Genomic DNA, 25,797 nt, shown 5'->3' with positions numbered 1-25,797 from the left:
CGGATCATGTTTGCCATCGCCTTTTTTGAAGCGCGCCAGCGCCTCAAGCTCTTGTCCACGTGGGTGTACTTCCTCGGCTTCCTGGCCCTGACCATGTTGTGGATGGCCGCCGCCGGCGGCTTCTTCAAAGGCGCCTCGATCACCTTCGGCAGCCAGCTGATCGATTCGCCGCGCTCGCTGATGTTCACCACCAGCTTCCTCGGCTCGCTGGGCGTGATCGTGATTGCCGCCATGATGGGGCGCTCGGTCCAGCAGGACTTCGAATACGACATGCAGCACTTCTTCTTTAGTGCGCCGATCAAAAAGCACCAGTACATGTTCGGCCGCTTCCTCGGCGCCTACCTCACGCTGGCGGTGATCTTCACCAGCATCCTGCTGGGCGCGTGGCTGGGCAGCTTCATCCCCGGCATCGATCCCGAGCGGCTGGCGCATGCGGATGCGATCGCCTACCTCATCCCCTACCTGATCGTCATCCTGCCCAACATCTTCATCTTCGGCGCGGTGTTCTTCATCCTGGCCGCGCTGACGCGGCGCATGTTGCCGGTCTACATCTCCAGCGTGGTGATGCTGATCGGCTACATGGTGGCGCCCGGCCTGGCGCGCGACCTCGACTACAAAACCTTCGCCGCCCTGATCGACCCCTTCGGCACCACCGCCGTGATCCGCCTGACCGAGTACTGGCCCATCATCGAGCGCAATACCCGCATGTTCCTGCCGGAGGGCGTGTACCTGCTGAACCGCGTGATCTGGGCCGGCGCCGCGCTGGCCGGCCTGCTGGTCGGCTACTGGCGCTTCCATTTCATCGCCACCAGCGACAGCGGCCACGGCAAGCGCGCTAGCACCGGCGAAGGCGAGATCCCGCAGCACCTGTCGCACACCTCCACCAACACCCAGGAAAAGCCCGACTTCGCGGCGCGCAGCCTGGGCCGGCTGCTGCTGCGTTCCAGCTGGCTCAACCTGCGCGAAACCACCAAGAACATCTACTTCCTGGTGATCGTGCTGGCCGGCGTGCTGATGATGGGCGCCGCCTCGCTGGACATGGGTTCGATGTTTGGCACCACCACCTATCCGGTGACGTATCAGGTGCTGGAAATCGTCAGCGAAACCTTCGCCCTGTTCATGATGGTGATCACCACCTTCTACGCGGGCGAACTGATCTGGCGCGAGCGCGAAGCCCACATGGGCCAGATGCTGGACGCGCTGCCGGTGCCGAGCTGGCTGCCGCTGCTGGCCAAGCTGTTCGCGCTGATCGGCCTGCAAGCGCTGCTGATGCTGATCGTCATGCTGACCGGCATGGCGGTGCAAATCTTCCAGGGCTATTTCCTGCTGCAACCGGGGCTGTACCTGTACCACCTGTTCCTGGTGCAGATGCCGGGCTATGCGCTGACGGCGGTGCTGGCGATCGCGCTGCAAGTGCTGATCAACCAGCGCTACCTGGCCTACTTCGCGATGATCGTCTACTACATCATCAGCGTGACGGCGCCCGGCATCGGGCTGGACAATCCGATGCTCATCTACGGCAACATGCCAAGCATCACCTACTCGGCCATGAACGGCTACGGCCACTTCCTGCTGCGCGAGCGCTGGTACGAAGCCTACTGGGGCGGCGCGGCGCTGCTGCTGATCGTGCTGTCCCTGCTGTTCTGGGCGCGCGGCACCAATGACGGCTGGCGCCAGCGCCTGCAACTGGCGCGCCACGCGCTGACCGTGCCGGTGCTGACCACCATTGCCATCGGCGCCATCATCTTTGCCGGCGCCGGCGGCGTGCTGTTCTACAACCAATACGTGGCCGACTGTTTCAAATCGGCCTATCACAAGGAAACCGAAAAAGCCGACTACGAGCGCAAGTACAAGCAATACGCCGTGCTGCCGCAACCGCGCATCACCGACGTCAAGCTGGGCGTCGACATCTGGCCGGAACAGCGCGCCCTGACCGTCAAGGGCCGCTACGTATTGCAGAACAAAACCGCGCAACCGGTCAGCGACATCATCATCTCGCAGGACAACAGCGTGGCGCAGTACCACGTGCGTTTCAGCCAGCAGGTGCGCAACGGCGTGCAGGATGCCGAACTGGGCTTCTACAGCTATAAGCTGAGCACCCCGCTGGCGCCGGGCGCGCAGCTGGCCATGGATTTTGAAATCAGCTACACGCCGCAAGGCATACTGGGACTGGGCCGCGACACGCCGGTGATCGCCAACGGCACCTTCTTCAACAATGGCATCATGCCGCACATCGGCTACCAGCAGGACTGGGAACTGAGCGATGCGCGCGACCGCAAGAAACATAAACTGGCCGCGCGCGAACGCATGCTGCCGCGCGACGATCCAGCCGGCCTGGCCAACAACTTCGCCGGCAACGATGCCGACTGGATCAGCTTTGACGCCACCGTCGGCACCAGCGCCGACCAGACCGCCATCGCCCCCGGCATGCTGGTCAAGGACTGGACCAGCAAAGGCCGCCGCTACTTCCACTACAAGATGGAACAGCCGATGCTGAACATGTACGCCTTCCAGTCGGCGCGCTACCTGGTCAAGCGCGACTGGTGGCAGGACGTCGGCATCGAGCTGTACTACCAGCAGGGCCACGAATACAACCTGGAGCGCATGGACAAGGGCATCAAGGAATCGCTGGATTACTACACCAGGAACTTCGGCCCGTATCAGCACAAGCTGGTGCGCATCGTCGAATTCCCGCGCTACGCCCAGTTTGCGCAGTCGTATCCGAACACCATTCCGTATTCGGAATCGGTGGGCTTCATCGCCAAGGTCAACGACAAGAATCCGAAGGACATCGACTACCCGTTCTACGTGACCGCGCACGAAGTGGCGCACCAATGGTGGGGCCACCAGCTGGTGGGCGGCAACACGCGCGGCAGCTCAGTGCTGAGCGAAACGCTGGCCGAGTACTCGGCGCTGATGGTCATGAAGAAAAACTTCGGCGCCGGAAAAATGCGCCGCTTCCTGCACTACGACCTCGATCAGTACCTGCTGGGCCGCGCGCTGGAGCGCAAGAAGGAACTGCCGCTGGCGGAGAATGAAAACCAGAACTACATCCAGTACCGCAAGGGCAGCCTGGCCATGTACCAGTTGCAGGATATCCTCGGCGAGGCCACGATCAACAGCGCGCTGAAGGAACTGCTGACACAGTATGGCCGCAAGTCCGGTCCGTATCCGAGCGTGACGGTACTGGTCGATGCGCTGCGCAAGGTGACGCCGGCCGATCAGGCCTACTTGATCGACGACCTGTTCAACGACATCGTGTTGTATGAAAACCATGCGACCTCGGCCACGGCCCGCAAGCTGAGCGATGGGCGGTATGAAGTCAGCTTCGCCGTCAGCGCCGCCAAGGTGCGCGCGGGCGAGCAAGGCGAAGAGAAAGACACGCCGTTGCGCGACTGGATCGACGTCGGCGTCGATGACAAGGAAGGCAACAGCCTGCTGCGCGAACGCATGCTGATCACGCAGAAAGAGAACCGCTACACGGTGATCGTCAACGGCAAGCCAGCGAAAGCCGGCATCGACCCGGACAACAAGCTGATCGACCGCAAGCCCGACGACAACATGATCAACGTCGAACTGCAAGCACAGTAAAGCACGTCATTCCGGCGAAGGCCGAAACGACGGCGACTAGCGCAGCTGCAAGCGGCCCGCCGGCGCCTCTTGCAGCTTGAACACCGCCACAATCGCCGTCAGCGCATCGGCCTGATCGTGCAGCGAGGACGCCGCGGCTGCGGCTTCCTCCACCAGCGCCGCGTTCTGCTGCGTCACCTGATCCATCTGGCCGATGGCCTGATTCACCTGCTCGATGCCGCTGCTCTGCTCCAGCGAAGCCGAAGTAATCTCGCCCATGATGTCGGTCACGCGCTGAATGCTGTCGACCACCTCGTGCATGGTGCTGCCGGCCTGCGTCACCAGCTTGCTGCCGGCATCGACCTTCTCCAGCGAATCGTCGATCAGCGATTTGATCTCCTTGGCCGCCGCCGCGCTGCGCTGCGCCAGGTTGCGCACTTCCGACGCCACCACCGCGAAACCGCGGCCCTGCTCGCCGGCACGCGCCGCCTCCACCGCCGCATTCAAGGCCAGGATATTGGTCTGGAAGGCGATGCCGTCAATCACGCTGATGATGTCGGCAATCTTGCGCGACGAGCCGGTGATGGCTTCCATGGTATCCACCACTTCCGACACCACGCCGCCGCCGCGCTGCGCCACTTCCGAAGCCTTCACCGCCAACTGGTTGGCCTGGCGCGCATTGTCCGCGTTCTGCTTCACGGTCTGGGTCAGCTCTTCCATCGACGACGCGGTTTCTTCCAGACTGGAGGCCTGTTCCTCGGTACGACCCGACAAATCCAGATTGCCGGCGGCGATCTGGCTCGACGCGGTCGAAATGCTTTCGGTGCCATTGCGCACCTCGTTCACGATGCCAATCAGGCCGTCATTCATTTTCTGCAAAGCGTCCAGCAGCCGGCCGGTTTCGTCCGTGCTGCTGACTTCGATATGCGAGGTCAGATCCTTGTGCGCCACGGCCACGGCGATATCCACCGCCTGGCTCAGCGGCACAGTAATGCCGCGCGTCAGGCGCCACGCACACATCACACCCAGCGCCAGCACCACCAGACCAAACACCACCATGAAGGTGCGATTGCTCTCGTACAGCGCTTCAATCCGCTCCGCATTGGCGTCGATGCTCTTGCGCTGCAAATCCAGCAGACTGCTCAGCGAAGCCAGATAGGCCTTGCCATCCGGCGTGAAGCGCTTGTCCAGCACCTCGGCCGCTTCTTCAAACTTGCCCTCCTTCTTGAGCGCGACAATGGCGTCGCGCGAGGCGAGGTAGCGCTTGCGGTTGTCCATCATGCCGGTGAAGATGGCTTTTTCCTCATCGCTTGCCAGCAGCGGCTCGACCTTCTTCTGCAAACTGTTCACCTCGGCCGTGGAGGCGGCCGTCTCTTCGGCAAAGAACGGTCCCAGCGAAGGATCGGAACTCTTGGAAATGGCCGACGTGCGGCGCACGCTGGTGTGGATCAGGCGATACCAGTCCGAAATCATGCGCTCCTTGGCCAGCGGCTGCTGCATCATGTCGCGCGTGGCCGAGGCCACCGTGTGCATGTGACGGATGCCGATCACCGTCATCAAGATCATCAACGCCAATACCAAGCCAAAGCCCGCCGCAAGGCGCGTGCCAATTTTCAAATTTTTCATGATGAATGCGCCCGTGAAGGCTAGGGAATTAAAGAAGCGTGACCACAATTGAAACTGCGATTCGGGTAGAAGAAGTACGATTACCCTAAAGAATCAATAGTTTACCACAGCAAACGCCCAAGTGCTTACGCGGTCACGGAAAGCGAACTGACCAGGCCCATGTCATAGGAACTGGAGACGACCGTGCTGGCCAGATTGGGATTGGTTTTGAGCAGTTCCGCCCAGTTGGCGGCGGCTTGTTCAGACAGCGCGCCGCTAACAGTGCCGGCGCCGGTGTAAATGCCGGACGCCGAAGGATTGGTCGCCAGCGTGGAGACAATGCCCTGGTCCAGCGCCTGCTGCGCCGTGGTGGAAGTATCAACATTGCTGCCTTCTTCCGGCACGCTGACCGGTTCTTCCACCGTGCCCGCCTGCTGCAAGGCAGTGAGCAAACCACTCGGCGTGTACACCGTGGCGCCGGTCGACGCGCCCAGCGAAGCCACCACCGCCGACTGCGCCGACAAGCTCACCGCCTGCGACGACAAGGCCGCGGCCGACGGCGCCGGGGAGACGGTCGGCACATACGGCTGGTAAGCCGCATTGGAGGTAACAGTGTTGAGCGTAACAGTCATGATCCCTTCAATATAGCACTAAACCGGACGTTTTGAAGGCGCCCGGTTTTTCTTGCCGAAATCGCAATTAAATCTTGCCGGCGTCGTGATCGCGCTTGACCTTGTCTTCGTGACGCTCCGCTTTGTCTTCATGGCGCGCCAGCTTGGCTTCCTGCTTGTCCGCCTTTTTATGGGCGATCACTTTCTCATCGTGCCGGATTTCATGCTTTTGCTGATTGATTGCGTGCTGCTCGTCGCGGCGGGCTTGATCCAGTTGACGGGCGCCGGCCAGATCGCCTTTCTTCAGCTCGGCGTTCTCAGCGCGGGCCAGGGCATTGCGCTCGTGCTTCTCAGCACGCAGTTCCTGCTTGCCTGCGGCCACCTCGCCTTTCTTGACCGCGATCACAGCGTTGTCATGCTGGATCTCGCGGTTGTCTTGATGAATCCGTTGACTGTCCTGGATGATCTGCACGTTGTCTTGGTGGACCTGGGCCACTGGCGTCTGCGCGAAGGCGGCAGCACTGATCATCGAAAGCAGGCCGGTAATCATCAGGGTTTTGGTTTTCATGACTATGTTCCTTTTCTTGGGTTGGCAGATCGCTGTTCATCAGCGTTCCTGAGCATTCAACGCGGCCGCTTCACAGCAAGACGACCACAGTTCCGTAAGAAAAGTTACGAGTTGTATCCGGCAAGTGACTCGGCCAATTCACGCTGCCAGGCGCCGGCCCGCGCGCGATTCCACACCAGCGCCACCTGCTCCACGCATTCAAAGGCGCAGTCGGTGACCTCGATGCGGCGCAGTTCGCTGTCGGCCAGCGCGAAGTCGGGCAGATAGGCCAATGCCTGCCCTGCCTTCACCAGCGTCAGCAACAATTGCAGGTCGTCGGTCCAGTAGCGGATCTTGCGCGGCAGTTGATCGTCGCGCCAGCCATCGGAATGCGCGCCGCGCTGCACGCCGCAGAACATCGAGCGCGACGGGCAGGCGAAATCATGTTTCAACACCTGCGCCGCGCTGGCTTTTAACTTGCGCGCCTTCACCAGCGGATGCGCCTTGCCCGCCATCAGATGCAGCGTGACGCTGCCCAATCGCGTAACCTCCCACTCGTCCGACCAATGCTCGCCACGTCCTTCGATCACATCGCTGGTGACGATGGCGGCGTTGATATCGCCACGCGCCAACGCGGCCAATGCCTCGTCTTCAAACATGGCCTGCATGCGCAGGCTGGCTTCCGGATACGCGCTCAGCGCTCGCGACAGCATCTGGCCGTGCCGCCACAGCAGGATGGCCGGACCGCCGATGCGGCTATCGATGGCGGCCTGCTCGCCCATCAGATCAGCCTTGGCCTGGTCGGCCAGCGCCAGCAAGGTCTGTGCGCGCTTCAGCAGCAACTGGCCGCTGTCATTGAGCACCAGTTGCTTGCTGCTGCGATCAAACAGCGGCTTGCCCAATTCGTCCTCCAGTCGCTTGAGGGCTTTGGACACGGCCGACGGCGTCAGATGCATCTCCAGCGCCGCCGCGCCCAGCGAAGGCCGGCGCGCCGCGCTGACGAAAATGCGCAAATCGCTGAGATTCATAGTTTCCTGATGGGATACGAAAAGTGAGTTTAAGTTGCTTTACTGGACAAGCCCGTCATCTTACCATTCCACGACTATGATCACGAACCGACAATGGATCTACCGCCGCCAGCCGGCGGGCCAGATCACCACCGACCACTACGAACGCGTCGAACAAGCGCTGGACACCACGCTGGCCGATGGCGAAGTGCTGATTGAAGCGCGCTATTTCAGCGTCGATCCTTACATGCGTATCGGCCAGTCGAGCAAGCCGACCTACGACGCCGAACCGCATCCGCTCAACACGGTGCAGCAAGGCGGCGTGGTGGCGCAAGTGCTGGCGTCGAAGGCGTCCGGCTTTGCCGAAGGCGACTGGGTGCAAAGCTACACCGGCTGGCAAACCCACGCCCGCGTGCACGCCAGCGGCTTGAAGCGCATCGATCCCGAGGTTGCGCCAGTGACCACCGCACTCGGCGTGCTGGGCATGCCCGGCCGCACCGCATGGTTTGGCCTGACCGAGTCGGGCAAGCCGCATGCGGGTGAAGTGGTGGTCGTGTCCGGCGCGGCTGGCGCGGTGGGATCGCTGGTGGTGCAGTTCGCCAAGCGCCACGGCGCGCGCGTGCTGGGCATCGCCGGCGGCGCAGCCAAGTGCTCATGGCTGCGCGACAAGCTCGGCGCCGATTGGGCCATCGACTACAAAGCGTTTGCCAATGCCGATGCCTTGGGCGCGGAAATCAAACGCCTCGCTGGTGGCGTGGACGTCTACTTCGACAACGTCGGCGGCATGGTGACGGACGCCGTCATCCCGTTGATCAATCGCCGCGCGCGCATCGTCATTTGCGGCCAGATCAGCCAATACAGCGGCGGATTGGAGACGCCGGAACTCGGCCCGCGCCTGCTGCACCACATGCTGTACCAGCGCGCCACCATCCAGGGCCTGCTGGCGCGCGACTACCTGCACCGCATGGATGAAATGATCCGCATCGTCGGCCCATGGGTAAAGGCGGGCGAAATCATCTTCGAAGAAACCGTGATCGACGGCTTTGAACAACTTCCCTCGGCGCTGAATTCGCTGTTCACCGGCGACCACCTCGGCAAACTGCTGGTGCGCGCATGAAGACGGCACTGCTTGCATTACTGCTGGCCGGCAGCGCCCACGCTGCCGACGCCACCTACGGCGAACACGGCATGGCCCTGTTCGGCGGCAAAGAGGGCCTGTATGCGTCGCACCTGCCGATGTTCCATGCGCCACATGATTATCAAGTGGTGCTGCAAGTGCACGTCGCCGATCCCGTCACCGACGCCGCACTGCGTCGCCGCCTCGACGGCAAGACCGCCTTGTGGACCATCGCGCCAGAAAAATTCGAACTCTCGCGCCTGGCCCCGCAAGCGCCCTCGCCGCTCAAGCATTTCAAAGCGGATCTGGTGCTGGGTCATTTCGAACAAGGCGGCAAAACGCAGTACGCGGCATCGACCATCGTGGTCGACAAAGTGCTCATGTTTCGCAAACTGTCGCCAGAGACCGGCGCCAACGGCACCGCCACCTACATGCAGATCGGCAGCGGCAAACAACGCTACCTGATAAAACAAATCGACAGCCGCCCCGACTACGACCACATCCTGGCCTACCGCGCCGCGCCGGGCGCCTCGACCGAGTCCATCACCCTCATCAAGCAAGCCCTGCGCGAACCCACACCAGCGGAATTCGCCACCGCCCTGCACATCCGCTGTGATGCCATCAAAGGCACCATCTACTTCTACACGGACGACCTCAGGTAAGACAGATTGTTCCGGCAAATATAGTGAGGTCGGTCAATGGCATTGACTGGAGCTATACTAAAGTTCATGGAACGCATTCAATCGGAGAAGAACATGTCCCCCGCCAAGCAACAAGTCATCAGCCTTCTGGATTCGTTGCCGGACGACTGCTCGCTCGACGACATTCAATACCATCTTTACGTCCTCACAAAGGTCAAGAACAGCGAGGAACGTATCAAAGCTGGTGGTTCACTTTCGCAAGAAGACGTGAAGCAGCGCCTCAGCAAATGGCTAGGCAGATAATATGGTCCGATTCCGCGACCGAGGATATAGAAGCGATTGCTGATCGTATCGCCCAGGACTCGCAATCAAATGCATCCAGGGTAGTCAAAAAGATTCTGGCGGTTGCTGATGACTTGGATCGCTTTCCCCATTTAGGCGCAGTTGTTCCCGAAGCGAACGATGCAAACCTGCGTCAACGCATCGTATTCCATTACCGGCTCATCTATCGTATCGAACTGGATACGATCAACATCCTGGCCGTGATCCACGCTCGCCGACGCCTCAGAAATCGTTAGACAACTATGTCATTTTGGCGCCAGCCTTGATGAGAAGCTCGCGCAGGATTGAACGGTGGCAGCGGGACTCATCTTCACAATAGCAACCGACTGAAAAATTGGTTTGATGTGAGAGTGTCGCCAACAGCGCGATAGAATGGGCGGCTTCGGGCTCTGCCATCTCGGCCTTGTATTTGCGTACGAAACTGTTCCACTGCGCCGGTGTTTCGGCATGCAGCCCCAGCTGCATGGTCTCCGCGCTGGGCGACAAATTCGGATACCAAACATCGTACCAATTATCCGAAGCGAACTTGGCCTTGGGCACACCTCGCGGCGGACGACGCACCGTGCCAATGCGAACGCCTTCATCTTTGGCACGCTCCGTGCCCAACCGAACGATACGTATCGCCATGCTCCACCCACTAATTGATAATTTCTCCCATGCCTGCCGCAACGCGGCTTCTGAGATTTTGCACGAACTCGGAATCGAAGAGCTCCCAGCTGTCGAGCTCGCCGACAATTTTTAAAGGCGACTTGGACCTGTACGACCGCGTCGGGTTACCTGGGAATTTTCTATCGGTGACGTTGGGATCATTCTCAAACTCCCCGGCTGGCTCAACAATGTAGACGCGAGGCTTGCCATTCCCCTTGGCGATTTCCGCAGCAAGTCCGGCCCCCTTCGGCAGGGCCGTGAAATAGATGTGATTCATCACCACGCTGTCGTCATAGTTGGATCTGAAACCGGCAGTCAGAAAATCACCGACCTGCAAATCAGCTTTCGTACCATGGTAAAACGGTCCAGTGTCTAAAACGGTCATACATATTCTCCATGCTTTAGCGTTACTCCCCAACGCTATTCAATTCCGTCGCTATTGAGTATGCGTTCATAGACGCGGAGATCTGCCTCGGAAAAGCAGCAGAAGATCACCGCACCTTTAAACTGCGCAGCGCGCACGGTCGCAACAGCGATCTCGGCAGCCTGCTCGACGGGATAGCCATAAATACCGGTGCTGATGCCGGGGAAGGCGATACTGTGCACACCATTCGCCACCGCCAGTTCCAGCGAGCGCCGATAGCAGGACGCCAGCAGTTGCGGCTCGCCATGATCACCGCCGCGCCACACCGGTCCCACGGTGTGGATGACGTGCCTGGCAAGCAGCCGGTAGCCCTTGGTGATTTTAGCGTCGCCCGTTTTGCAGCCGCCGAGCAAGCGGCATTCCTGCACCAGCTCAGGCCCCGCCGCGCGATGAATAGCGCCATCAACACCACCACCGCCGAGCAACGATGAATTGGCGGCGTTGACAATGGCATCGACCGCCAGCTCGGTGATATCCGCTTTGATCGCCTTCATGTTTCACCCCTGAACATCGCATAGACTTCCCGCTCAGGTGGCAAACGAACCACGCTGAGCCTCTCTGATTTTCTCATATACCGACTTGGCTCCCGTCACCAGCTCGAACTTGGGGGATTGCTGCCGTGCGCCCGGCCATCCTGAATTGCCGAAAAAGGACGGGAAAGGGCTTTGCGGTCCGAACGTGATGTCGCCCTCGCCGTTGCGGCCTTCAGTCAGCGAGACATCGCAGAGCGTGTTCAAACTCAACGATTTAACCTGCCGCGAAAAAACGCCGGACACAATGAGTATGCGCTCGGGCGTGACCGCGTAGAAAGTGCGCGCACGTTGCCGTGCTTCGAAGAAAAATCGGCCGATAACCATATACAGGCCGACGAGCACGAAGGGAATGCCCCACAACTTGAAGAATGCGGGGGCGTTCGACGTGACGACGCTGTGTTCCCAAAATATTGCAAAGCCACACCACAACAAACTAAAGGGAATTCCGAGCGCGTCGGAACCACGCAGTACCAGGCCTTGACGCGGCCTGCCCGACCAAAGCACTTGCTCCCCCGGCAATAGCTCGCGACGGACTTCTTCTGATAGCTCGTTCATCATAGGTTATGCGATTGGAGAAAGGTCATCAGGATACTCCTTGTGGATCGAATGGTATTCATTAAATGATAGAATTTACAATCTTTTTATCGATCCGGATTGGCTAATGCATCCAACTGAACTTCAATTGATTCAACTCGCGCGGCAGGTTGGCGGAGTGGCGCAGCAGGCGCAGACGGCGTATCAGCAGGCGCAAGCTGGGTTGCAGTTGGAGCGGCTTTTTACGCTGGAGAGTGTGGCGACCGCCGATGGCACCCGCCAGGCGCTTCATACGGTCGCCAAACTCACAGAGCTGCATCAGGCACATCAGCAGATGTTTGCCAAGTTCGTGCCGGCGGTAATGGAGCAGCTTGCCGCAGCTATCGCCACGTTGCCGGCGGAGAAGGTGCATGAATATCAGCAGGGCTTGGTTTCAACCTTGAATCGCACGCTCGCCGAGCAGGCGGAGTTTTATGCGAATCGTGATCGCTGGATCGCGGCGGTGCGCGAGATGTTCACTATCGTCGATGAACACCGCGATGTCATCAGCATCGAAGACGGCCAGCTGCTTTTCCACGACGACGATGTAATCGACCGCTACGAGGCCGCGCAGCAGGTCATTAACGATATCCACGCATACGAGGTCGCGCACATGCAGGAGAAGATGGCGCGGGCCGCCGCGTCCAGCGCTTATCTTGCGGCGCTGGAGAAAGGTGCGACACAATAAGAAACGGGACCGCGAAGGTCCCGTTTTTTTACTCTGCGGTGGCGGCAGCTTTTTTAGGTGCCGCTTTCTTGGCCGCTGGTTTCTTGGCTACGGCTTTTTTCGCCGCCGGCTTTTTCACCGCCGCAGCGGCTTTTTTCACCGGCGCGGCTTTTTCCTCGGCACCTTCCTCCGCTGCGGCGGCTTTGCCTTTCGCACCCGGCTTGGCCTTGCGCTCTTCAAACTCGAAGCTGATCTTGCCGTCCTTGCCCTTCACCAGGAAGGCCTTGAACGGACGGCGCGTGCGCTGCGAGATGAAGCCTGGCAGCAGGTCGGTCTTGCCGTCGTTGAGCAGCTTGGCCATTTGCTCCGGCAGGATCTCCTGTTGCAGGATGATGCGGCCGCTGCGGAAGTCGCAAGTCTTCGGCTTGGCCACAGTGTGTTCGCACACGTAGGCCAGGCCCATTTCGTACACGCCGCCATTGCACTTCGGGCACGGCCCCAGCGGCGTCTGCTCGCTGAAGTCCACCGGTTCCGAATCTTCCGAATCGTCGTTCTGGCCGAAGTCGAACTCCAGCTTGAAGTTGTTGATATCCTCATCGCGCACGATGCGCAGAATCGCCGCGAACGGACGGCCCATCTTGGAGCGGAAGCCTTGCAGCGGACCGATGGTGCGGTCTTTCAACAGTTGTTCCACTTCCTCGATTTCAAACTGGCGGCCGCCGGGCGTTTTGCTCATCGAGAAGTCGCACTTGGTGCAGGCGAAGCGGCGATAGTTTTCCTTCACCACGCCGCCGCAGTTCGGGCACGGCGTGCGCATGGTGTGGTAGTCGCCCGGAATCGTGTCGTTGTCGTATTCCTTGGCGCGCTTGACGATCACCTGCGTCATCTGCGCAATCTCACGCATGAATTCGTCACGCGAGATTTTGCCCTTCTCCATCTGCGACAGCTTGTATTCCCACTCGCCGGTCAGCTCGGGCGCGGTCAGTTCGTTCACGCCCAGGCCGCGCAGCAGCGTCATCAGCTGGAAAGCTTTGGCGGTCGGCATCAGTTCGCGGCCTTCGCGCAGCAGATACTTCTCGGTCAGCAGGCCTTCAATGGTGGCGGCGCGCGTGGCTGGCGTGCCCAGGCCTTTGCCAGCCATGGCGTCGCGCAGTTCGTCGTCTTCCACCAGCTTGCCGGCGCCTTCCATGGCGGACAGCAGCGTCGCCTCGGTGTAGCGTGCTGGCGGCTTGGTGACCAGGCCGTTGGCGTCCACGCGATCGGTCAGCACCTTCTCGCCCTTGGCGACCGGCACCAGGCTCTTGTTGTTGCCTTCCTTCTCTTTATCGTCGCCGTCGGCTTCCTTGCCGTAGATCGCCAGCCAGCCCGGATTGGTCATGACCTTGCCTTCAGTCTTGAAGGTGTGGCCCGACACTTCGGTAAAGCGGGTGGTGACTTGGAACTCGGCGGCGGGGAAGAACACCGCCAGGAAGCGGCGCGTCACCAGGTCGTACAGTTTCTGTTCCGGCTCGGACAGGTTCTTCGGCGCGATGGTGGTCGGGATGATCGCGAAGTGGTCCGAGATCTTGGTGTTGTCGAAGATGCGCTTGTTCGGCTTGACCCAGCCCTTGTCCAGGATTTGCTTGGCGAACTGGTGATAGTTGTTGTTCTCTTTCACCACTTCCAGCGTCTGCTGCACGGTCGCCAGGTAATCTTCCGGCAGATGGCGCGAATCGGTACGCGGGTAGGTCAGCACTTTGTGCTTTTCGTACAGTGCCTGCGCCAGGCCCAGCGTGTTCTTGGCCGAGAAGCCGAAGCGCGAGTTGGCTTCGCGCTGCAAGCTGGTCAGGTCGAACAGGCCCGGCGAGATCGAGGTGGTCGGCTTGGCTTCCTCGGTGACGTTGCCCTGCTTGCCGCGCACGGCCAGCGCGATGGAGTCGGCCGCGGCCTTGCTCCACAGGCGCTCGGCGCGTTTTTCCGGATCGGTTTCGTCCTTCTTGAACTTGGTGTCCAGCCAGCGGCCTTCGTACACGCCGGCGGCGCAGACGAATTCGGCGCGCACTTCCCAGTAGTCGCGCGGGACGAATTTCTTGATCTTTTCTTCGCGCTCGACCACGATCGACAGGGTCGGCGTTTGCACGCGGCCCACGGTGGTCAGGTAGAAGCCGCCCTCCTTCGAGTTGAAGGCGGTCATGGCGCGGGTGCCGTTGATGCCGATCAGCCAGTCCGCTTCCGAGCGGCAGCGGGCGGCGTCGGCCAGCGGCATCATTTCGTCGTCGCTGCGCAGGTGCGAGAAGCCGTCGCGGATCGCGGTCGGCGTCATCGATTGCAGCCACAGGCGTTTGACCGGTTGCTTGGCCTTGGCGTTCTGCGCGATCAGGCGGAAGATCAGTTCTCCTTCGCGGCCCGCGTCGCATGCGTTGATCAGGGTGGTGACGTCTTTACGCTTGATCAGCTTGTTCAGCACCTTGAGGCGCGCCTCGGTCTTGGCGATCGGGTTCAGCGCGAAGTAAGGCGGGATCATCGGCAAGTGCGCAAAGCTCCATTTGCCGCGCTTGACGTCGTGTTCTTCCGGGACGGCGATTTCCAGCAGGTGACCGACGGCGGAGGACAACACGTACTCGTCGGATTCAAAGTACTCATCGTGCTTGGTGAAGCCGCCCAGCGTCTTCGCGATGTCATTCGCGACCGACGGTTTTTCGGCGATGATGAGGGTTTTGCTCATATTTTAGTATCTCGTTTTTAACACTTTGGGGGGACAGCATGCGCATCATACATGGATCGCGGGGCAATCTGCATGTTTCCGTGACAGTCTTGTCAAAGCGCCAATAATAAGCGGATTGCCGATCGCACCGCAAGCCTACAACAATTCCGCGCCGATTATGGCGTTGTTTGTTGCATTGAGGGAAGTTTTTACGGGCTTTAATGCAACAGGCGGGGCGCCTGGTCTTCGTCCGAGCCGAACAGGTCGTCGAACATGAGGGCGTCCGGTTCCTTGCCCTGGCTCCACAGCAGCATCAGGACGATGACCTTGAGCTTGCCCAACGACACCGGCGCCTCGTCCAGCGCCAGCGCCCGTTCGATGACGATTTCGCGTTGCAGCGGAGACAACACCTTGGCCGATTCCAGGAACTGGATGAAGCCGATGGCGGCCGCGCCCAGCGCGTCGGTTTCCTCTTCCACGTAGAAGCGGGTACCGGTGGAAGCGGCGGTCAGCGAATGTTCCACCCCTGCCATGGCGGTCAGGTCGGTGAGCCAAACCAGCGCTTCGGAGATCTCGACATCGTCAAAACCGACAGCCGACAGCTTCTTGGCCAAGGCCGCCGGTTCAGGGCAGGCATCGGGACGGTAATAAGTCTCGTAGAGATAAACAAGGACGTCGAACATGGCTCTACTCTATCAGTTAAAACGAATCGGAGACAAGTGTTGTTCATGCTCTCAGGCGCTGAAACATTCCTCCCGGCAAACGTTCCAGCAGGCCGGCCAGTTCCAGCGCCAGCAACTGGCCTTGCAGCTCGCCGGCCGGCTGGTTCAGGTGCTCGGCCAGCACATCGGCCTGCACCGGATCATCGCCCATGGCGTCCAGCACGCGGTCGACGAAACTATCGTCCAGCGCGGCACGGGCGCCGGCCTGGCCGTCGGCCAGCAATTGCATGTCGGCCAACACATCGGCGCCGGATTCCACCAGCCGGGCGCCCTCGCGTATCAGTTCGTGGCAGCCTTTCGATAGTGTCGCATGAATCGAGCCGGGAACGGCGTACACATCGCGGCCCTGCCCGGCCGCCAGGCGGGCGGTGATCAGGGAGCCGGATTTTTCCGCCGCCTCCACCACTAGCACGCCGCGCGACAGGCCGCTGATGATGCGGTTGCGGCGCGGGAAGTTGTCGCGCGTGGGCGGCGTGCCGAGAGCGCATTCACTGATTAAACAGCCTTCTTCGGCGATGCGGCGCGCGAGTGCGGCGTTGCGGGCGGGATAGATGCGGTCGATGCCGGTGCCAAGCACGGCGACGGTGCCGCCGGGCCCACTCAGGCCGCCGAGGTGGGCGGCGGCGTCGATGCCGAGGGCCAGGCCGGAGACCACGGTGACGCCGGCATCGGACAGGGTTTGCGCCATGCGTTCGGCGTTCAGCATGCCCTGGCGGCTGGCGTTGCGCGAGCCGACCACGGCCACCGCGCGGTTCGCTAGCAGGTCGAGGCGGCCTTTCACGAACAACAGCAGGGGCGCGGCCACGATCTGGCTCAGGTATTCCGGATAGAGGGGATGGCCGAAGGGCAGCAGACGGTGGCCGGGCTGCGCCTGCCAGGCCAGCATGGCGTCCAACTGCGCCTCCACCCAGCCCTGCCCGGCCGCCGGCAACGCGGCGCCATGCGATCCGGCAGCGGCATCAGACGATCCGAAGGCGGCCGCCAACGGCGTGTCGGCGCGGCGGGCGCGCAGCGGCGACAGCAAGGCGTCCGCCTGGCGCGGGGTGACGATTTCAAGCAACTGGGCGCGGCTGGCTTCGAAGATGGCGGCCGGGGTGCCAAAGCATTCCAGGAGCTTGTGCGCGGTCAGCAGGCCGACGCCATCGGCCTGTTGCAGACGCAGCCAGCCCGCCAGCTCTGGCCAGGTCAATTCGGCAGGGGATTCCGTGGCTTGCACGGCACGGGTTACTCCGGCGACTTGGCGACGTCGCCCACTTCCACCGGCGCCGTCACCTGCATGATCAAGCCGTAGGAAATATGCTTGAACGTGCGGAAGATAAACAAGCTACCCACTTCCTCATCCGGCAGCCTGACCTGCTGTTCGCGCCCGAACCAGCCGGTCTTGGCCGTGGAATCGCTCACAGTTCTTCCCGCATGGTACAGCTGTAGCACAGCGCCGATATCGAGCCCGTCAAGCTTTCCGCGATTAATGCTGACAATCTGGTTCTGGCCGGCGTGCGTCACGCCGCCGTAGACCGCCACCACGCGCGCGACCACCGGCTGCCCGGGCGGATGCGGCGCATAGTTTTGCAGCGGCGTCGGCGGCACGGCGCGCAACTGGTCGCCCTTGCCCATTTCCTGGTTGGCGGTGGACACGGTGAAGGTGTGCACATCGGCGCCCGGCTTGGCCTCGGTCTGCAATTTCAGCGTGCCGAGGTAGAACGCTTCGTAGCCGATGACTTGCCTGGTGACCGGATCCTTCAGCGGCGTGCCCGGACGGAACACCTGGAACGCGCTGTTGCCCTTCAAATCGCCGCGCACATAAGCCTTGTCGCCCTTGCCCAGGAACACGCGGCCCTCTTGCGTGGCCATGATGCGCGGCGCCGATTTCAGCTCGTCGTCTTCGATGATCAGCGGCTGGGTCAGGAACGGTTCAATCACGCCGGGCGGAATCGACGGCACCGCGTCCTTGCCCAGGCCCTCGGTGCGGATGCGCGGCTGCAAGCGGTCGCCGGGCACGGCGGCGACACCGCCGTCGGCCTCGATGCGGTTGCCCAGCCGCAGACGGCCGGCGGCGCGGTCGAACCAGATGATCTGGCCCGGATAAATCCAGTGCGGGTTGGCGATCTCCTCGCGGTTCATGCCCCAGACCGTGGGCCAGCACCACGGCTTTTGCAGGAAGGTCCCGGAGATGTCCCACAGGGTGTCGCCCTTGACCACGGTGTGGCTGTCCGGCGCATCGGGACGGAATTCGCATGTGAGGGGCGCGGCCGAGGCCGCCGAGGCGGCCGCCAGCAGGGTGGTGAATGCTAAGCGGGTACCGACTGTGCTAAAATTTTTCATTAATAGATCCAGTAAGTGCGCCGCAAGCACACGGCAGCAGAGCAGTAAAGCTTGCCAAATTGAATCAAATTCTGCCCATAAAACCCTGAACTAGCAAGCGAAACCGCGCTCGGGAAAACCGTGCTGCGACAGGGTCATTAGCAAGGCATTCACATAGTTTTCACTTAGTCATCATGGCAATTTTAAATATTCTGCGTTACCCCGATCCACGCCTGCACAAAGTGGCCGCGCCGGTCACCACGTTTGACGAGCGCCTGGAAAAGCTGGTGGCCGACATGGCCGAAACCATGTACGACGCGCCCGGCATCGGCCTGGCCGCTTCGCAAGTCGACGTGCACGAGCAGGTGGTGGTCATCGATATCACCGAGGACAAGACCGGCCTGGTCGCCTACATCAATCCGGAAATCCTGTGGAGCAGCGACGACAAGCAGGTCTATGACGAAGGTTGCCTGTCGGTGCCGGGCGTCTACGATGGCGTCGAGCGTCCATCGAAAGTGAAGGTGCGCGCCTTCGACGTCAAGGGCCAACCGTTTGAAGTGGACGCCGACGGCCTGCTGGCCGTGTGCATCCAGCACGAGATGGATCACCTGAAAGGCAAGGTCTTCGTTGAATACCTGTCGCCGCTGAAACGCAACCGCATCAAGACCAAGCTGCAAAAGGAAGAACGCGGCATGCAGCGCGAAGCCCAGCTGCGCGCGCAAGGCCGCCGTTACTGATCGAATGCATAAGCCATGAAAGTCATCTTCGCCGGCACCCCGGAATTTGCCGCCGTGGCCCTGCAATCGCTGCATGAGGCCGGTTTTGAAATCCCGCTGGTGCTGACCCAGCCCGACCGCCCCGCCGGCCGCGGCATGCAGTTGCAGCCGTCGGCGGTGAAGCAGTACGCGGTGTCGAAAGGCATCGAGGTATTGCAGCCGCTGTCGCTGCGCATGGACAGCAAGGACCCGCGGCGCGCCGAAGAAGCCAAGGCCGCGCATCAGCGCCTGCTGTCCACGCCGTACGATGTGATGGTGGTGGCGGCCTATGGCCTGATCCTGCCGCGCAGCACGCTGGACATCAAGCCCTGCCTCAACATCCACGGTTCGCTGCTGCCGCGCTGGCGCGGCGCCGCGCCGATCCATCGCGCGATTGAGGCGGGCGACACGGAAACCGGCATCACCATCATGGAAATGGAAGAAGGCCTGGATACCGGCCCGATGCTGCTGATCGAACGCGTGGCGATTGAAGACAGCGACACCACCGGCAGCCTGCACGACAAGCTGGCCGCGCTGGGCGGCAAGATGATTGTGGAAGCGCTCAACAAGTACCGGCACAACCAGCTGGAAGCCGTGGTGCAGCCGGAACAAGGCGTCAACTACGCCGCCAAGATCAGCAAGGAAGAAGCGGCGCTGGACTTCACCCAATCCGCGGTGGAAATTGGCCGCAAGATCCGCGCCTTCAATCCCTTCCCGGGTGCGCACGGCACGGTCAACGATGTCCACATCAAGCTGTGGGGCGCGGAACTGGTCGACGCCAGCGGCCCGGCCGGCAAAGTGCTGTCGGCCGATGCGCAGCACGGCATCGTGGTCGCCTGCGGCAGCGGCGCGCTGCGTCTGACGCAGTTGCAGAAACCGGGCGGCAAGCGCCTGCCTGCGGCCGAGTTCATCAAGGGCTTCCCTCTGGAAGGCCTGCGCTTCAGCTGAAAAATTAGCGGTCTCAAGCACGATCTCCGCATATTCGTTATGATGCTTTGTCGCCCGGGCCATTTGGCGCCGGGCCTTATACACAAAGGGAATATGCATATGAGCGACGTGATCAATCACCTCAACTGGCGCTACGCCACCAAGAAATTCGATTCAAGCAAAAAGCTGGATGAAGAGAAGCTGAACCGCATTCTCGAAGCCATCCGCCTGACGCCAACCTCGAGCGGCTTGCAGCCGTTCGAAGTGTTCGTGGTGAAGAACGACGGCCTGCGCGCCAAGATCCGCGAAGTGGCATGGGGCCAGTCGCAAGTGACCGACGCATCGCACCTGCTGGTGTTCGCCGCCTGGGACAACATCACCCCTGCCCGCATCGACGCCGCTTTCGATTACACCAACGAAGTGCGCGGTTTCATCAACGAGGGCTGGGAAGCCTATCGCAAGCAGCTGCACGGCATCGTGGCCGCGCGCGGCGACGCCGCCAACTTTGACGCCGCCGCACGCCAGGCCTACATCGGCCTGGGCGTGGCGCTGGTGGCTGCCGCCGCCGAAGGCGTGGACAGCACGCCAATGGAAGGCTTCGATCCGGCCGCCGTCGACCAGATCCTCGGCCTGAAAGAGCGCAACCTGCGCAGCGTGGTCATCCTGCCGCTGGGCTATCGCCAGCCGGAAGGCGACTGGCTGGTCAACCTGAAAAAAGTGCGCCGTCCGCGCGAGAAGTTCGTCACTGAACTGAACTAATCCAGCAGTGAGATGACACGGTCGCCCTCGGCTGGCTTGCAGCCTTCGGCGATCGGCGTCCAGCCGCGATGGATGACGACTTGTTTTTCATCGTGGCACAGTTCGATGCGCTCGCTTTGCGGAAAGCGGGCGCGCACAAAATCCTCTATTGTGCTTGGCAGGCTGATGTGTAATTGCAGCGCGGCGCGGTCCTCGTCCGGGTGATCGTCCAGATGCAGCAGCGGCACGAAGTACGAGGCCAGCATCCAGAAGCGCGAGCCGACCTCCACCGGCTGCGGCGCGTAGCGTTCATCGCGCAGCCAGGCTTGCGCACGCCCCCTCAAATCCTCACTGTCCGGCAGACCGCCCCACCCCGCGGCCAGCATTTCGATCAGCCATTGATTGCAGTTCTGGTAGCGCAGGCTGTAGGCGTAAGCATTGGCGCTGTATTGCGCGGCCAGCAGGTGCAGCGCGCGTTGCGTATCGAGCAGCGCGGGCTTCAACGCCAGCACCGCTTGCGGCGGCATGCGCACGATGCTGAGGTAGCCCAGCTTGGGATCGTCGGTGCCGAGCGCGAAACCGGCCAGGCCTTGGTCGTAGATGCGCGGGCGGCGTTCATCGCAAGCGTAGTACAGCTGGCGCGCCGACCACACGCCCGCCGTGGAACGCCAGGCCAGCGCGCCATGCGAATAACGGATGTGGAAGCGCGACAGGTCGAGGCCGGAGCGGCTGACCAGCGCCACGCTGTCGTCGCTGGCGGCCAGTTCTTCGCGCAGCACGGCGGCAAAGCGCAGCAGGCGATCTTGCGCGGCGGCGCTCAGTTCTTGCGAGCGGTCGCAAAAGCGCGCGGAAGAAGCATGCGCCGCGCCTGCGCTGAATAGCAGGCACAACAGCAGCGTCGTGACGCGGTTCAAAGGCTCAGCGGACGCGAGGCCAGTTCGCCATACCACTCGTCGGCCAGCACCAGATAGAACGGCTGGCGATTATCGGCGCGGCCGAACTCGATGCCGTACACGCGGTTGTGCGCGTACATGGCATCCCCCACAGCCAGCTGCTGCCGATCGAAGGTGGTGTCCGGCAAGTCGAGCACGATGCGCTGCTCGGGATCTTCCGCCTGCATGGTGACGCGGGTACGGCCGGCATGGTCCGGGGTGGCGGCGATCTGGATGATGCGGTAATCGCCATCCGCCACCTTGCGGCCGTTGTGCGAACTGTTACTGGAACCGGACAGCGAATCGGACACGCTGCCGCTGGAAGCCGAGCCGGCGCTGGAGGCCGACGAGGCAATGCTTTCTGCCTGCGCATTCAAGGCGAAACCCAGCGCGGCGACAACGGTCATCAAACGTAAAGAGCACTTCATCAACATTTCCTCAACGCGGCAAATGGGAGAATTTTACGCCACAAAAAGGTGGCGCACAGAAAGAAATCTCTCCGATTATCACCAAATCAGGCATATGATGAACACAGAACAGCGCTCCTCTGGAGATTGTCATGCCGACCTATTCCTTCCTTGGCCAACTGCGCCTGGCGCACAAGTTTTTGTTCCTCAGCGTGATCGCGCTACTGCTGGCCTGCATCCCCACTTACTTCTACGTGCAAGAGGCCGCCAAAGGGCTGAGTGCCTACGAAGCCGAGCAGCAAGGCCTGCCGCAGGTGGCGGAAATCATGCGCACGGTGCAGCTGACGCAGCAGCATCGTGGCCTGGCGGCGCTGGTGCTGGGCGGCGTCTCAGGCACCGAGGAGAAACGCCAGGCCAAGCAGGCCGAGGCCGATCAGTCGTATCAGAAGGTCGATGTCCTGGTCAAAGAGATGCACAATCCCGATGTCGATAAAATCTGGGACAAGGCGCGGCGCGACTGGGAAACCCTGCGCGCCGGTGTCAGCGGCAAAACCCTGACGGTGCCGCAAAGCTTTGCCGCGCATGGCGCGCTGGTACCGCAGTTGCTCAAGCTGAACGACCGGGTGGGCGATCACTTCGGCCTCAGTCTCGATCCGGACCGCGACAGTTACCAGTTGATCCAGTCCATGTACTACCAGCTGCCCTATCTGACCGAGGAACTGGGCCGCACGCGCGCGCTGGGCGCCGGCCTGCTGGCGCGCAAAACGGCCACGCCGGAAGAACGGATTGCGCTGTCGTCCATCATCGGCCGGGTGAACGACAGGCTCGATCAGACCCATACCGCCTTCGACAAAGCGGTCAGCTACAACCCGGAGATCGGGACGAAACTGGGGCCGCTGATGAATGAAGCCAACGCCGCCGCTGCCGCGCTGACGCGGCTGGCCAGCGAACAAATCCTGAACAAGGAAACGCCGGAGTATCCGGCGCCGGATTACGTCACCCTGGCAACCCAGACCATCGACCTGCAATTCAAGCTCAACACGGCAGCCAATGTGGAATTGCAGAGCATGTTGAGCGACAAGATCGCCGCCTTCCACCGCACGCGCTGGACCATGCTGGGTTGCATGCTGGGCCTGATCGCGGTGGCGGGGCTGGTGGCGCGCGTGATTTCACGTTCGGTGACGGTGCCGCTGCAAAATGCCATCACTGTGGCGCAGAGCGTGGCGCGCGGCGATCTGGTGTCGGACTTTGATGTCGGCGCGCCGGACGAGGTGGGCCAGATGCTGCGCGCGCTGCGCGAGATGAACGACAGCCTGCGCACCATCGTGAAGGATGTGCGGACCAGCATCGACAACATCGGCGCGGCCACGCGCGATATCGCCAGCGGCAATGCGGATGTGTCGGGACGGCTGGAGTCGCAGGCGTCCAATCTGGAGGAGACGGCGTCGTCGATGGAGCAGTTGACGTCCACCGTCAAGCAGAATGCGGAGAATGCGCGGCAGGCCAATCTGCTGGTGGGCAGCGCGTCCAGCGTGGCGAGCAAGGGCGGCGAGGTGGTGGCGCAAGTGGTGCAGACCATGGGCGAGATCAACGCCAGTTCGCATCGGATTGTGGACATCATCGCGGTGATAGACGGGATTGCGTTCCAGACCAATATCCTGGCCTTGAACGCGGCGGTGGAAGCGGCGCGCGCGGGCGAGCAGGGGCGCGGGTTTGCGGTGGTCGCGTCCGAAGTGCGCAATCTGGCGCAGCGGTCGGCGGCGGCGGCGCGGGAAATCAAGGATTTGATCGGCGCCAGCGTGGAGAAGGTCGATGCCGGCAATGCGCTGGCCGAGCAGGCCGGCAAGGCGATCGGCGAAGTGGTGGCGAGCGTGGAGCGCATCACCCACATCATGGGTGATATCGCGACGGCGTCGGCCGAGCAAGGCGCCGGCATCGAGCAGGTGAATCAGGCTGTCACGCAGATGGACGATATGACGCAGCAGAACGCGGCCCTGGTCGAACAGACCGCAGCCGCCTCGGCCAGCCTGCAAGAGCAGGCGCAAGCGCTGATATCGTCGATGAGCGTGTTCAAGCTGGACAGCGACAGCAGCCCGCAACTCGCCGCCCCGCCACGCACCGCCAAGCTGGCCAAGCCGGCACTGCAACTGAGCCAGTCGCGCTAGCCACGAGCGTCCCGCGCGGCAGTGCCGGCGACGGCGGGCGCTTGGGACGCGGCAGCTTTACGCTTGTGGAGCCCCAGCCTGTGCGATGATCCAGTCGCGGACGATCCGCGCGTTCGGCGAGAGCGCGGCGCGGGTGTGGAGCCAGTAGGCGTAATCGGATGCGGCGGCTGGCTGTTTGCTGGCCAGCGCCAATCGTCCTTGCGCCAGCAGGTCGCGCACCAGCGGCAAGCGACCGAGCGCCACGCCCTGCCCCGCCAGCGCCGCCTGCACCACCTGATCGTACTGATTAAACCGCAGCACGCTGCGCGGCTTGCCTCGTCCGGCGCCGGCCGCGCGCAACCAGGCCGGCCATTGCAGCCAGGGCCGCGAAGCATCATCAAACTCCAGCAAGGTCTGCTCGCGCAATTGCTGTTCAATCGCCTGCACGCCCAGCGACGGATGCGCCACCGCCACCAGCGCCTCATCGAACAAGCGCAGCGCACCCGCCGGCGCATCCTCCTCGCGGCAATAGCGTATCGCCATATCGATCTGCTCGCGTTCCAGATCCGCGAAGCGATTGCTGGCCGCCACGCGCACATCCACGCCCGGCGCGGCTTGCTGAAAAGCGTTCAAGCGCGGCAACAGCCACAAAGCCGTCACGCCGATACTGGCGTTGATGGTGACGGCTTGCCGACCCTCGCCCGGGCGCAATGCATCGATCACCTCCCCCAACTGCTCCAGCATCGCATCCGCACTGCGAAACAAACGCCGTCCTTCGCCGGTGAACTCGATCGAACGATAGCCGCGCACCAGCAGCGGATAACCGAGCGCCGCCTCCAGCGCCTGCACCTGCCGGCTGAGCGCCGACTGCGTCAGGCAAAGATCCTGCGCCGCCAGGGTAATACTCATGCGCCGACCGACTGCGACAAAACTACGCAGCAAGTCCAGCGACGGCAGATCAAGGAGTCGATTGGGCATAAGCCAATGTATCACATGCACATGAGGAATGTGAAAGCGTCCGAAATACCGTTTGAGCGCGCCCCGCCGATGCGATTCAATGAGCCATCGCCACACCACGGAGCAAGCCATGACACCCGCCATCGCCACCACGCTGGAATACCTCTGCCCGACAACGCAACGCCCGCACACATGGATGTATGCGCCGCCCGACGGCCAGCCAGCGGAAAATGCCGACTACGTCCGCAAATCCGTCACCATCCACGATGCACGCGGCACAGCCACTTCGCTGGAGCGCGAAGGCTACACCCTGCGCCACGCGCCCTCCACCCTCGGCGATTTCGGCGACAAGGAAGACATCGTGCGGCACTACTACCCGGAGATGGCGCAACTGGCGCTGTCTGTTTCCGGCGCCAGCGAAGCCTTCGTCTTCGACCATCTGGTGCGCCAGCGCCAGCCCGGGATGCCGCAAGCCTTCGGCCGCATCGCGGGCCAGCGTCCAGGCGCGGCCGGCCGCGTGCACTGCGACTTCACCGCCACCTCGGCGCAGCGGCGCTTGCTGCTCGAGCTTGGCCCGCGCGCGGAACAAGTGCGGCGCTACGCCATCCTCAACCTGTGGCGCTCGATCCGCCATCCCGTGCTGGACGCGCCTTTGGCCATGTGCGACGCGCGCACCGTGGCTGCCAGAGACCTGATCGCCAGCGACATCATTTATCCCGAACGCACAGGCGAAATCTACCAATTGCTGCATAATCCTGAACACGCATGGTCCTACTTCCCGGCCATGACGCGCGACGAGGTGCTGATCTTCAAACAGTTCGATTCCGCGACACCGGCCTGCCACACGCCGCACGCGGCTTTTGAACATCCGTCCGCACCACCGGATGCGCCGCCACGGGTAAGCATCGAAATCCGTTGCCTGCTGATTTACGCCTAGGAGACCGTC

At 62.0% G+C, this 25,797-nt stretch carries 26 protein-coding genes; 11 read left to right on the top strand and 15 right to left on the bottom strand.

What is annotated here, in order from left to right; genetic code table 11:
* The first annotated feature begins 6 nt into the window (after positions 1 to 6).
* Positions 7 to 3,591, top strand: coding sequence for an ABC transporter permease/M1 family aminopeptidase (locus tag GM676_RS11580; RefSeq protein ID WP_155463723.1), 3,585 nt, complete (start codon positions 7 to 9; stop codon positions 3,589 to 3,591).
* Positions 3,592 to 3,627: 36 nt separating this feature from the next.
* Here GM676_RS11580 and GM676_RS11575 read toward each other — a convergent pair whose 3' ends face one another.
* The 4 genes from GM676_RS11575 to GM676_RS11560 form a co-directional block, all read right to left on the bottom strand.
* Entirely contained in the window at positions 3,628 to 5,196 is a 1,569-nt protein-coding gene (locus tag GM676_RS11575; RefSeq protein ID WP_155463722.1) for a methyl-accepting chemotaxis protein, read from the bottom strand.
* 125 nt (positions 5,197 to 5,321) lie between these two features.
* On the bottom strand, positions 5,322 to 5,807 hold the full coding sequence (locus GM676_RS11570; RefSeq protein ID WP_155463721.1) for a hypothetical protein: 486 nt from the start codon (positions 5,805 to 5,807) through the stop codon (positions 5,322 to 5,324).
* 67 nt (positions 5,808 to 5,874) lie between these two features.
* Positions 5,875 to 6,354: a hypothetical protein gene (locus tag GM676_RS11565; RefSeq protein WP_155463720.1), complete on the bottom strand. Its 480-nt coding sequence runs from the start codon at positions 6,352 to 6,354 to the stop codon at positions 5,875 to 5,877.
* Positions 6,355 to 6,458: 104 nt separating this feature from the next.
* The gene (locus tag GM676_RS11560) at positions 6,459 to 7,361 is read right to left on the bottom strand and encodes a LysR family transcriptional regulator (protein WP_155463719.1); all 903 of its coding nucleotides are present in this window, start codon (positions 7,359 to 7,361) and stop codon (positions 6,459 to 6,461) included.
* Between the two features lie 76 nt (positions 7,362 to 7,437).
* Between GM676_RS11560 and GM676_RS11555 the strand changes: the two genes are divergently transcribed.
* The 4 genes from GM676_RS11555 (at position 7,438) to GM676_RS11540 (ending at position 9,676) form a co-directional block, all read left to right on the top strand.
* Entirely contained in the window at positions 7,438 to 8,457 is a 1,020-nt protein-coding gene (locus GM676_RS11555) for an NADP-dependent oxidoreductase (protein ID WP_155463718.1), read from the top strand.
* Positions 8,454 to 9,119 carry a hypothetical protein gene (locus tag GM676_RS11550; RefSeq protein ID WP_155463717.1) on the top strand — a complete coding sequence of 222 codons (666 nt, stop codon included), beginning with the start codon at positions 8,454 to 8,456 and terminating at the stop codon, positions 9,117 to 9,119. The genes GM676_RS11555 and GM676_RS11550 overlap by 4 nt, the downstream gene beginning before the upstream one ends.
* A 93-nt stretch (positions 9,120 to 9,212) precedes the next feature.
* Entirely contained in the window at positions 9,213 to 9,401 is a 189-nt protein-coding gene (locus GM676_RS11545; RefSeq protein ID WP_155463716.1) for a hypothetical protein, read from the top strand.
* Positions 9,386 to 9,676 carry a type II toxin-antitoxin system RelE/ParE family toxin gene (locus GM676_RS11540; protein WP_155463715.1) on the top strand — a complete coding sequence of 97 codons (291 nt, stop codon included), beginning with the start codon at positions 9,386 to 9,388 and terminating at the stop codon, positions 9,674 to 9,676. The genes GM676_RS11545 and GM676_RS11540 overlap by 16 nt, the downstream gene beginning before the upstream one ends.
* 4 nt (positions 9,677 to 9,680) lie before the next feature.
* On the opposite strand, the gene GM676_RS11535 is transcribed toward GM676_RS11540, so the two are convergent.
* Genes GM676_RS11535 through GM676_RS11520 form a run of 4 tightly spaced genes read right to left on the bottom strand, consistent with a single transcriptional unit; the run spans position 9,681 to position 11,603 of the window.
* Complete coding sequence (locus tag GM676_RS11535; RefSeq protein WP_155463714.1) at positions 9,681 to 10,067, bottom strand: DUF488 domain-containing protein; 387 nt, start codon at positions 10,065 to 10,067, stop codon at positions 9,681 to 9,683.
* A 10-nt stretch (positions 10,068 to 10,077) separates the two neighbouring features.
* Positions 10,078 to 10,473 (bottom strand): NAD(+)--rifampin ADP-ribosyltransferase, encoded by a 396-nt coding sequence (arr, locus tag GM676_RS11530; RefSeq protein ID WP_155463713.1) that lies wholly within the window; start codon positions 10,471 to 10,473, stop codon positions 10,078 to 10,080.
* Between the two features lie 35 nt (positions 10,474 to 10,508).
* Positions 10,509 to 11,006 carry an O-acetyl-ADP-ribose deacetylase gene (locus GM676_RS11525; protein WP_155463712.1) on the bottom strand — a complete coding sequence of 166 codons (498 nt, stop codon included), beginning with the start codon at positions 11,004 to 11,006 and terminating at the stop codon, positions 10,509 to 10,511.
* 33 nt (positions 11,007 to 11,039) lie between these two features.
* Positions 11,040 to 11,603, bottom strand: a complete 564-nt coding sequence (locus GM676_RS11520) for a PH domain-containing protein (RefSeq protein ID WP_211923210.1) — start codon at positions 11,601 to 11,603, stop codon at positions 11,040 to 11,042.
* 37 nt (positions 11,604 to 11,640) lie between these two features.
* Here GM676_RS11520 and GM676_RS11515 point away from each other — a divergent pair, with 37 nt between their 5' ends.
* Entirely contained in the window at positions 11,641 to 12,306 is a 666-nt protein-coding gene (locus GM676_RS11515; protein WP_155463711.1) for a hypothetical protein, read from the top strand.
* Positions 12,307 to 12,334: 28 nt separating this feature from the next.
* Here the strand turns inward: GM676_RS11515 and GM676_RS11510 are convergent, their stop codons facing one another.
* The 4 genes from GM676_RS11510 to GM676_RS11495 form a co-directional block, all read right to left on the bottom strand.
* A complete protein-coding gene (locus GM676_RS11510; protein WP_155463710.1) occupies positions 12,335 to 14,989 on the bottom strand; it encodes a DNA topoisomerase III in 2,655 nt (884 codons plus the stop codon).
* Between the two features lie 197 nt (positions 14,990 to 15,186).
* A complete protein-coding gene (locus tag GM676_RS11505; RefSeq protein WP_155463709.1) occupies positions 15,187 to 15,651 on the bottom strand; it encodes a Smg family protein in 465 nt (154 codons plus the stop codon).
* 43 nt (positions 15,652 to 15,694) lie between these two features.
* On the bottom strand, positions 15,695 to 16,906 hold the full coding sequence (gene dprA / locus GM676_RS11500) for a DNA-processing protein DprA (RefSeq protein ID WP_371866199.1): 1,212 nt from the start codon (positions 16,904 to 16,906) through the stop codon (positions 15,695 to 15,697).
* An 8-nt stretch (positions 16,907 to 16,914) separates the two neighbouring features.
* Positions 16,915 to 18,012: a LysM peptidoglycan-binding domain-containing protein gene (locus GM676_RS11495; protein ID WP_155463708.1), complete on the bottom strand. Its 1,098-nt coding sequence runs from the start codon at positions 18,010 to 18,012 to the stop codon at positions 16,915 to 16,917.
* A 173-nt stretch (positions 18,013 to 18,185) separates the two neighbouring features.
* On the opposite strand from GM676_RS11495, the gene def reads away from it, so the two are divergent.
* From def to GM676_RS11480, 3 genes are all read left to right on the top strand, one after another.
* A complete protein-coding gene (gene def, locus GM676_RS11490; protein WP_155463707.1) occupies positions 18,186 to 18,728 on the top strand; it encodes a peptide deformylase in 543 nt (180 codons plus the stop codon).
* Between the two features lie 15 nt (positions 18,729 to 18,743).
* A complete protein-coding gene (fmt, locus tag GM676_RS11485; protein ID WP_155463706.1) occupies positions 18,744 to 19,694 on the top strand; it encodes a methionyl-tRNA formyltransferase in 951 nt (316 codons plus the stop codon).
* A gap of 99 nt (positions 19,695 to 19,793) precedes the next feature.
* Entirely contained in the window at positions 19,794 to 20,432 is a 639-nt protein-coding gene (locus tag GM676_RS11480; RefSeq protein ID WP_155463705.1) for an NAD(P)H-dependent oxidoreductase, read from the top strand.
* On the opposite strand, the gene GM676_RS11475 is transcribed toward GM676_RS11480, so the two are convergent.
* Both GM676_RS11475 and GM676_RS11470 read right to left on the bottom strand, forming a co-directional pair.
* Entirely contained in the window at positions 20,429 to 21,325 is an 897-nt protein-coding gene (locus GM676_RS11475; RefSeq protein WP_155463704.1) for a DUF2145 domain-containing protein, read from the bottom strand. The two genes, GM676_RS11480 and GM676_RS11475, sit on opposite strands and share 4 nt — an antisense overlap.
* Positions 21,322 to 21,777, bottom strand: coding sequence for a hypothetical protein (locus tag GM676_RS11470; RefSeq protein WP_155463703.1), 456 nt, complete (start codon positions 21,775 to 21,777; stop codon positions 21,322 to 21,324). Before GM676_RS11470 ends, GM676_RS11475 begins: the two co-directional genes overlap by 4 nt.
* A 125-nt stretch (positions 21,778 to 21,902) precedes the next feature.
* Between GM676_RS11470 and GM676_RS11465 the strand changes: the two genes are divergently transcribed.
* Positions 21,903 to 23,915 (top strand): methyl-accepting chemotaxis protein, encoded by a 2,013-nt coding sequence (locus GM676_RS11465; protein ID WP_155463702.1) that lies wholly within the window; start codon positions 21,903 to 21,905, stop codon positions 23,913 to 23,915.
* Positions 23,916 to 23,972: 57 nt separating this feature from the next.
* On the opposite strand, the gene GM676_RS11460 is transcribed toward GM676_RS11465, so the two are convergent.
* Positions 23,973 to 24,872 carry a LysR substrate-binding domain-containing protein gene (locus GM676_RS11460; RefSeq protein ID WP_155463701.1) on the bottom strand — a complete coding sequence of 300 codons (900 nt, stop codon included), beginning with the start codon at positions 24,870 to 24,872 and terminating at the stop codon, positions 23,973 to 23,975.
* Between the two features lie 79 nt (positions 24,873 to 24,951).
* Here GM676_RS11460 and GM676_RS11455 point away from each other — a divergent pair, with 79 nt between their 5' ends.
* Positions 24,952 to 25,788, top strand: coding sequence for a CmcJ/NvfI family oxidoreductase (locus GM676_RS11455; protein WP_229262641.1), 837 nt, complete (start codon positions 24,952 to 24,954; stop codon positions 25,786 to 25,788).
* Positions 25,789 to 25,797 lie beyond the last annotated feature (9 nt).

This window comes from Duganella radicis, assembly GCF_009720825.1.
Lineage (GTDB): Bacteria > Pseudomonadota > Gammaproteobacteria > Burkholderiales > Burkholderiaceae_D > Rugamonas > Rugamonas radicis.
The sequence above is the reverse complement of the archived record's forward strand: the minus strand, read 5'-3'. Positions and strand labels throughout refer to the sequence as shown.

What these genes read in the sequence shown, in the direction of transcription:
- GM676_RS11580 (WP_155463723.1), top strand. Translation starts at nt 7, where the DNA reads ATGTTTGCCATCGCCTTTTTTGAAGCGCGCCAGCGCCTCAAGCTCTTG.
- GM676_RS11575 (WP_155463722.1), bottom strand. Translation starts at nt 5,196, where the DNA reads ATGAAAAATTTGAAAATTGGCACGCGCCTTGCGGCGGGCTTTGGCTTG.
- GM676_RS11570 (WP_155463721.1), bottom strand. Translation starts at nt 5,807, where the DNA reads ATGACTGTTACGCTCAACACTGTTACCTCCAATGCGGCTTACCAGCCG.
- GM676_RS11565 (WP_155463720.1), bottom strand. Translation starts at nt 6,354, where the DNA reads ATGAAAACCAAAACCCTGATGATTACCGGCCTGCTTTCGATGATCAGT.
- GM676_RS11560 (WP_155463719.1), bottom strand. Translation starts at nt 7,361, where the DNA reads ATGAATCTCAGCGATTTGCGCATTTTCGTCAGCGCGGCGCGCCGGCCT.
- GM676_RS11555 (WP_155463718.1), top strand. Translation starts at nt 7,438, where the DNA reads ATGATCACGAACCGACAATGGATCTACCGCCGCCAGCCGGCGGGCCAG.
- GM676_RS11550 (WP_155463717.1), top strand. Translation starts at nt 8,454, where the DNA reads ATGAAGACGGCACTGCTTGCATTACTGCTGGCCGGCAGCGCCCACGCT.
- GM676_RS11545 (WP_155463716.1), top strand. Translation starts at nt 9,213, where the DNA reads ATGTCCCCCGCCAAGCAACAAGTCATCAGCCTTCTGGATTCGTTGCCG.
- GM676_RS11540 (WP_155463715.1), top strand. Translation starts at nt 9,386, where the DNA reads ATGGCTAGGCAGATAATATGGTCCGATTCCGCGACCGAGGATATAGAA.
- GM676_RS11535 (WP_155463714.1), bottom strand. Translation starts at nt 10,067, where the DNA reads ATGGCGATACGTATCGTTCGGTTGGGCACGGAGCGTGCCAAAGATGAA.
- arr (WP_155463713.1), bottom strand. Translation starts at nt 10,473, where the DNA reads ATGACCGTTTTAGACACTGGACCGTTTTACCATGGTACGAAAGCTGAT.
- GM676_RS11525 (WP_155463712.1), bottom strand. Translation starts at nt 11,006, where the DNA reads ATGAAGGCGATCAAAGCGGATATCACCGAGCTGGCGGTCGATGCCATT.
- GM676_RS11520 (WP_211923210.1), bottom strand. Translation starts at nt 11,603, where the DNA reads ATGATGAACGAGCTATCAGAAGAAGTCCGTCGCGAGCTATTGCCGGGG.
- GM676_RS11510 (WP_155463710.1), bottom strand. Translation starts at nt 14,989, where the DNA reads ATGAGCAAAACCCTCATCATCGCCGAAAAACCGTCGGTCGCGAATGAC.
- GM676_RS11505 (WP_155463709.1), bottom strand. Translation starts at nt 15,651, where the DNA reads ATGTTCGACGTCCTTGTTTATCTCTACGAGACTTATTACCGTCCCGAT.
- GM676_RS11495 (WP_155463708.1), bottom strand. Translation starts at nt 18,012, where the DNA reads ATGAAAAATTTTAGCACAGTCGGTACCCGCTTAGCATTCACCACCCTG.
- def (WP_155463707.1), top strand. Translation starts at nt 18,186, where the DNA reads ATGGCAATTTTAAATATTCTGCGTTACCCCGATCCACGCCTGCACAAA.
- fmt (WP_155463706.1), top strand. Translation starts at nt 18,744, where the DNA reads ATGAAAGTCATCTTCGCCGGCACCCCGGAATTTGCCGCCGTGGCCCTG.
- GM676_RS11480 (WP_155463705.1), top strand. Translation starts at nt 19,794, where the DNA reads ATGAGCGACGTGATCAATCACCTCAACTGGCGCTACGCCACCAAGAAA.
- GM676_RS11470 (WP_155463703.1), bottom strand. Translation starts at nt 21,777, where the DNA reads ATGTTGATGAAGTGCTCTTTACGTTTGATGACCGTTGTCGCCGCGCTG.
- GM676_RS11465 (WP_155463702.1), top strand. Translation starts at nt 21,903, where the DNA reads ATGCCGACCTATTCCTTCCTTGGCCAACTGCGCCTGGCGCACAAGTTT.
- GM676_RS11460 (WP_155463701.1), bottom strand. Translation starts at nt 24,872, where the DNA reads ATGCCCAATCGACTCCTTGATCTGCCGTCGCTGGACTTGCTGCGTAGT.
- GM676_RS11455 (WP_229262641.1), top strand. Translation starts at nt 24,952, where the DNA reads ATGAGCCATCGCCACACCACGGAGCAAGCCATGACACCCGCCATCGCC.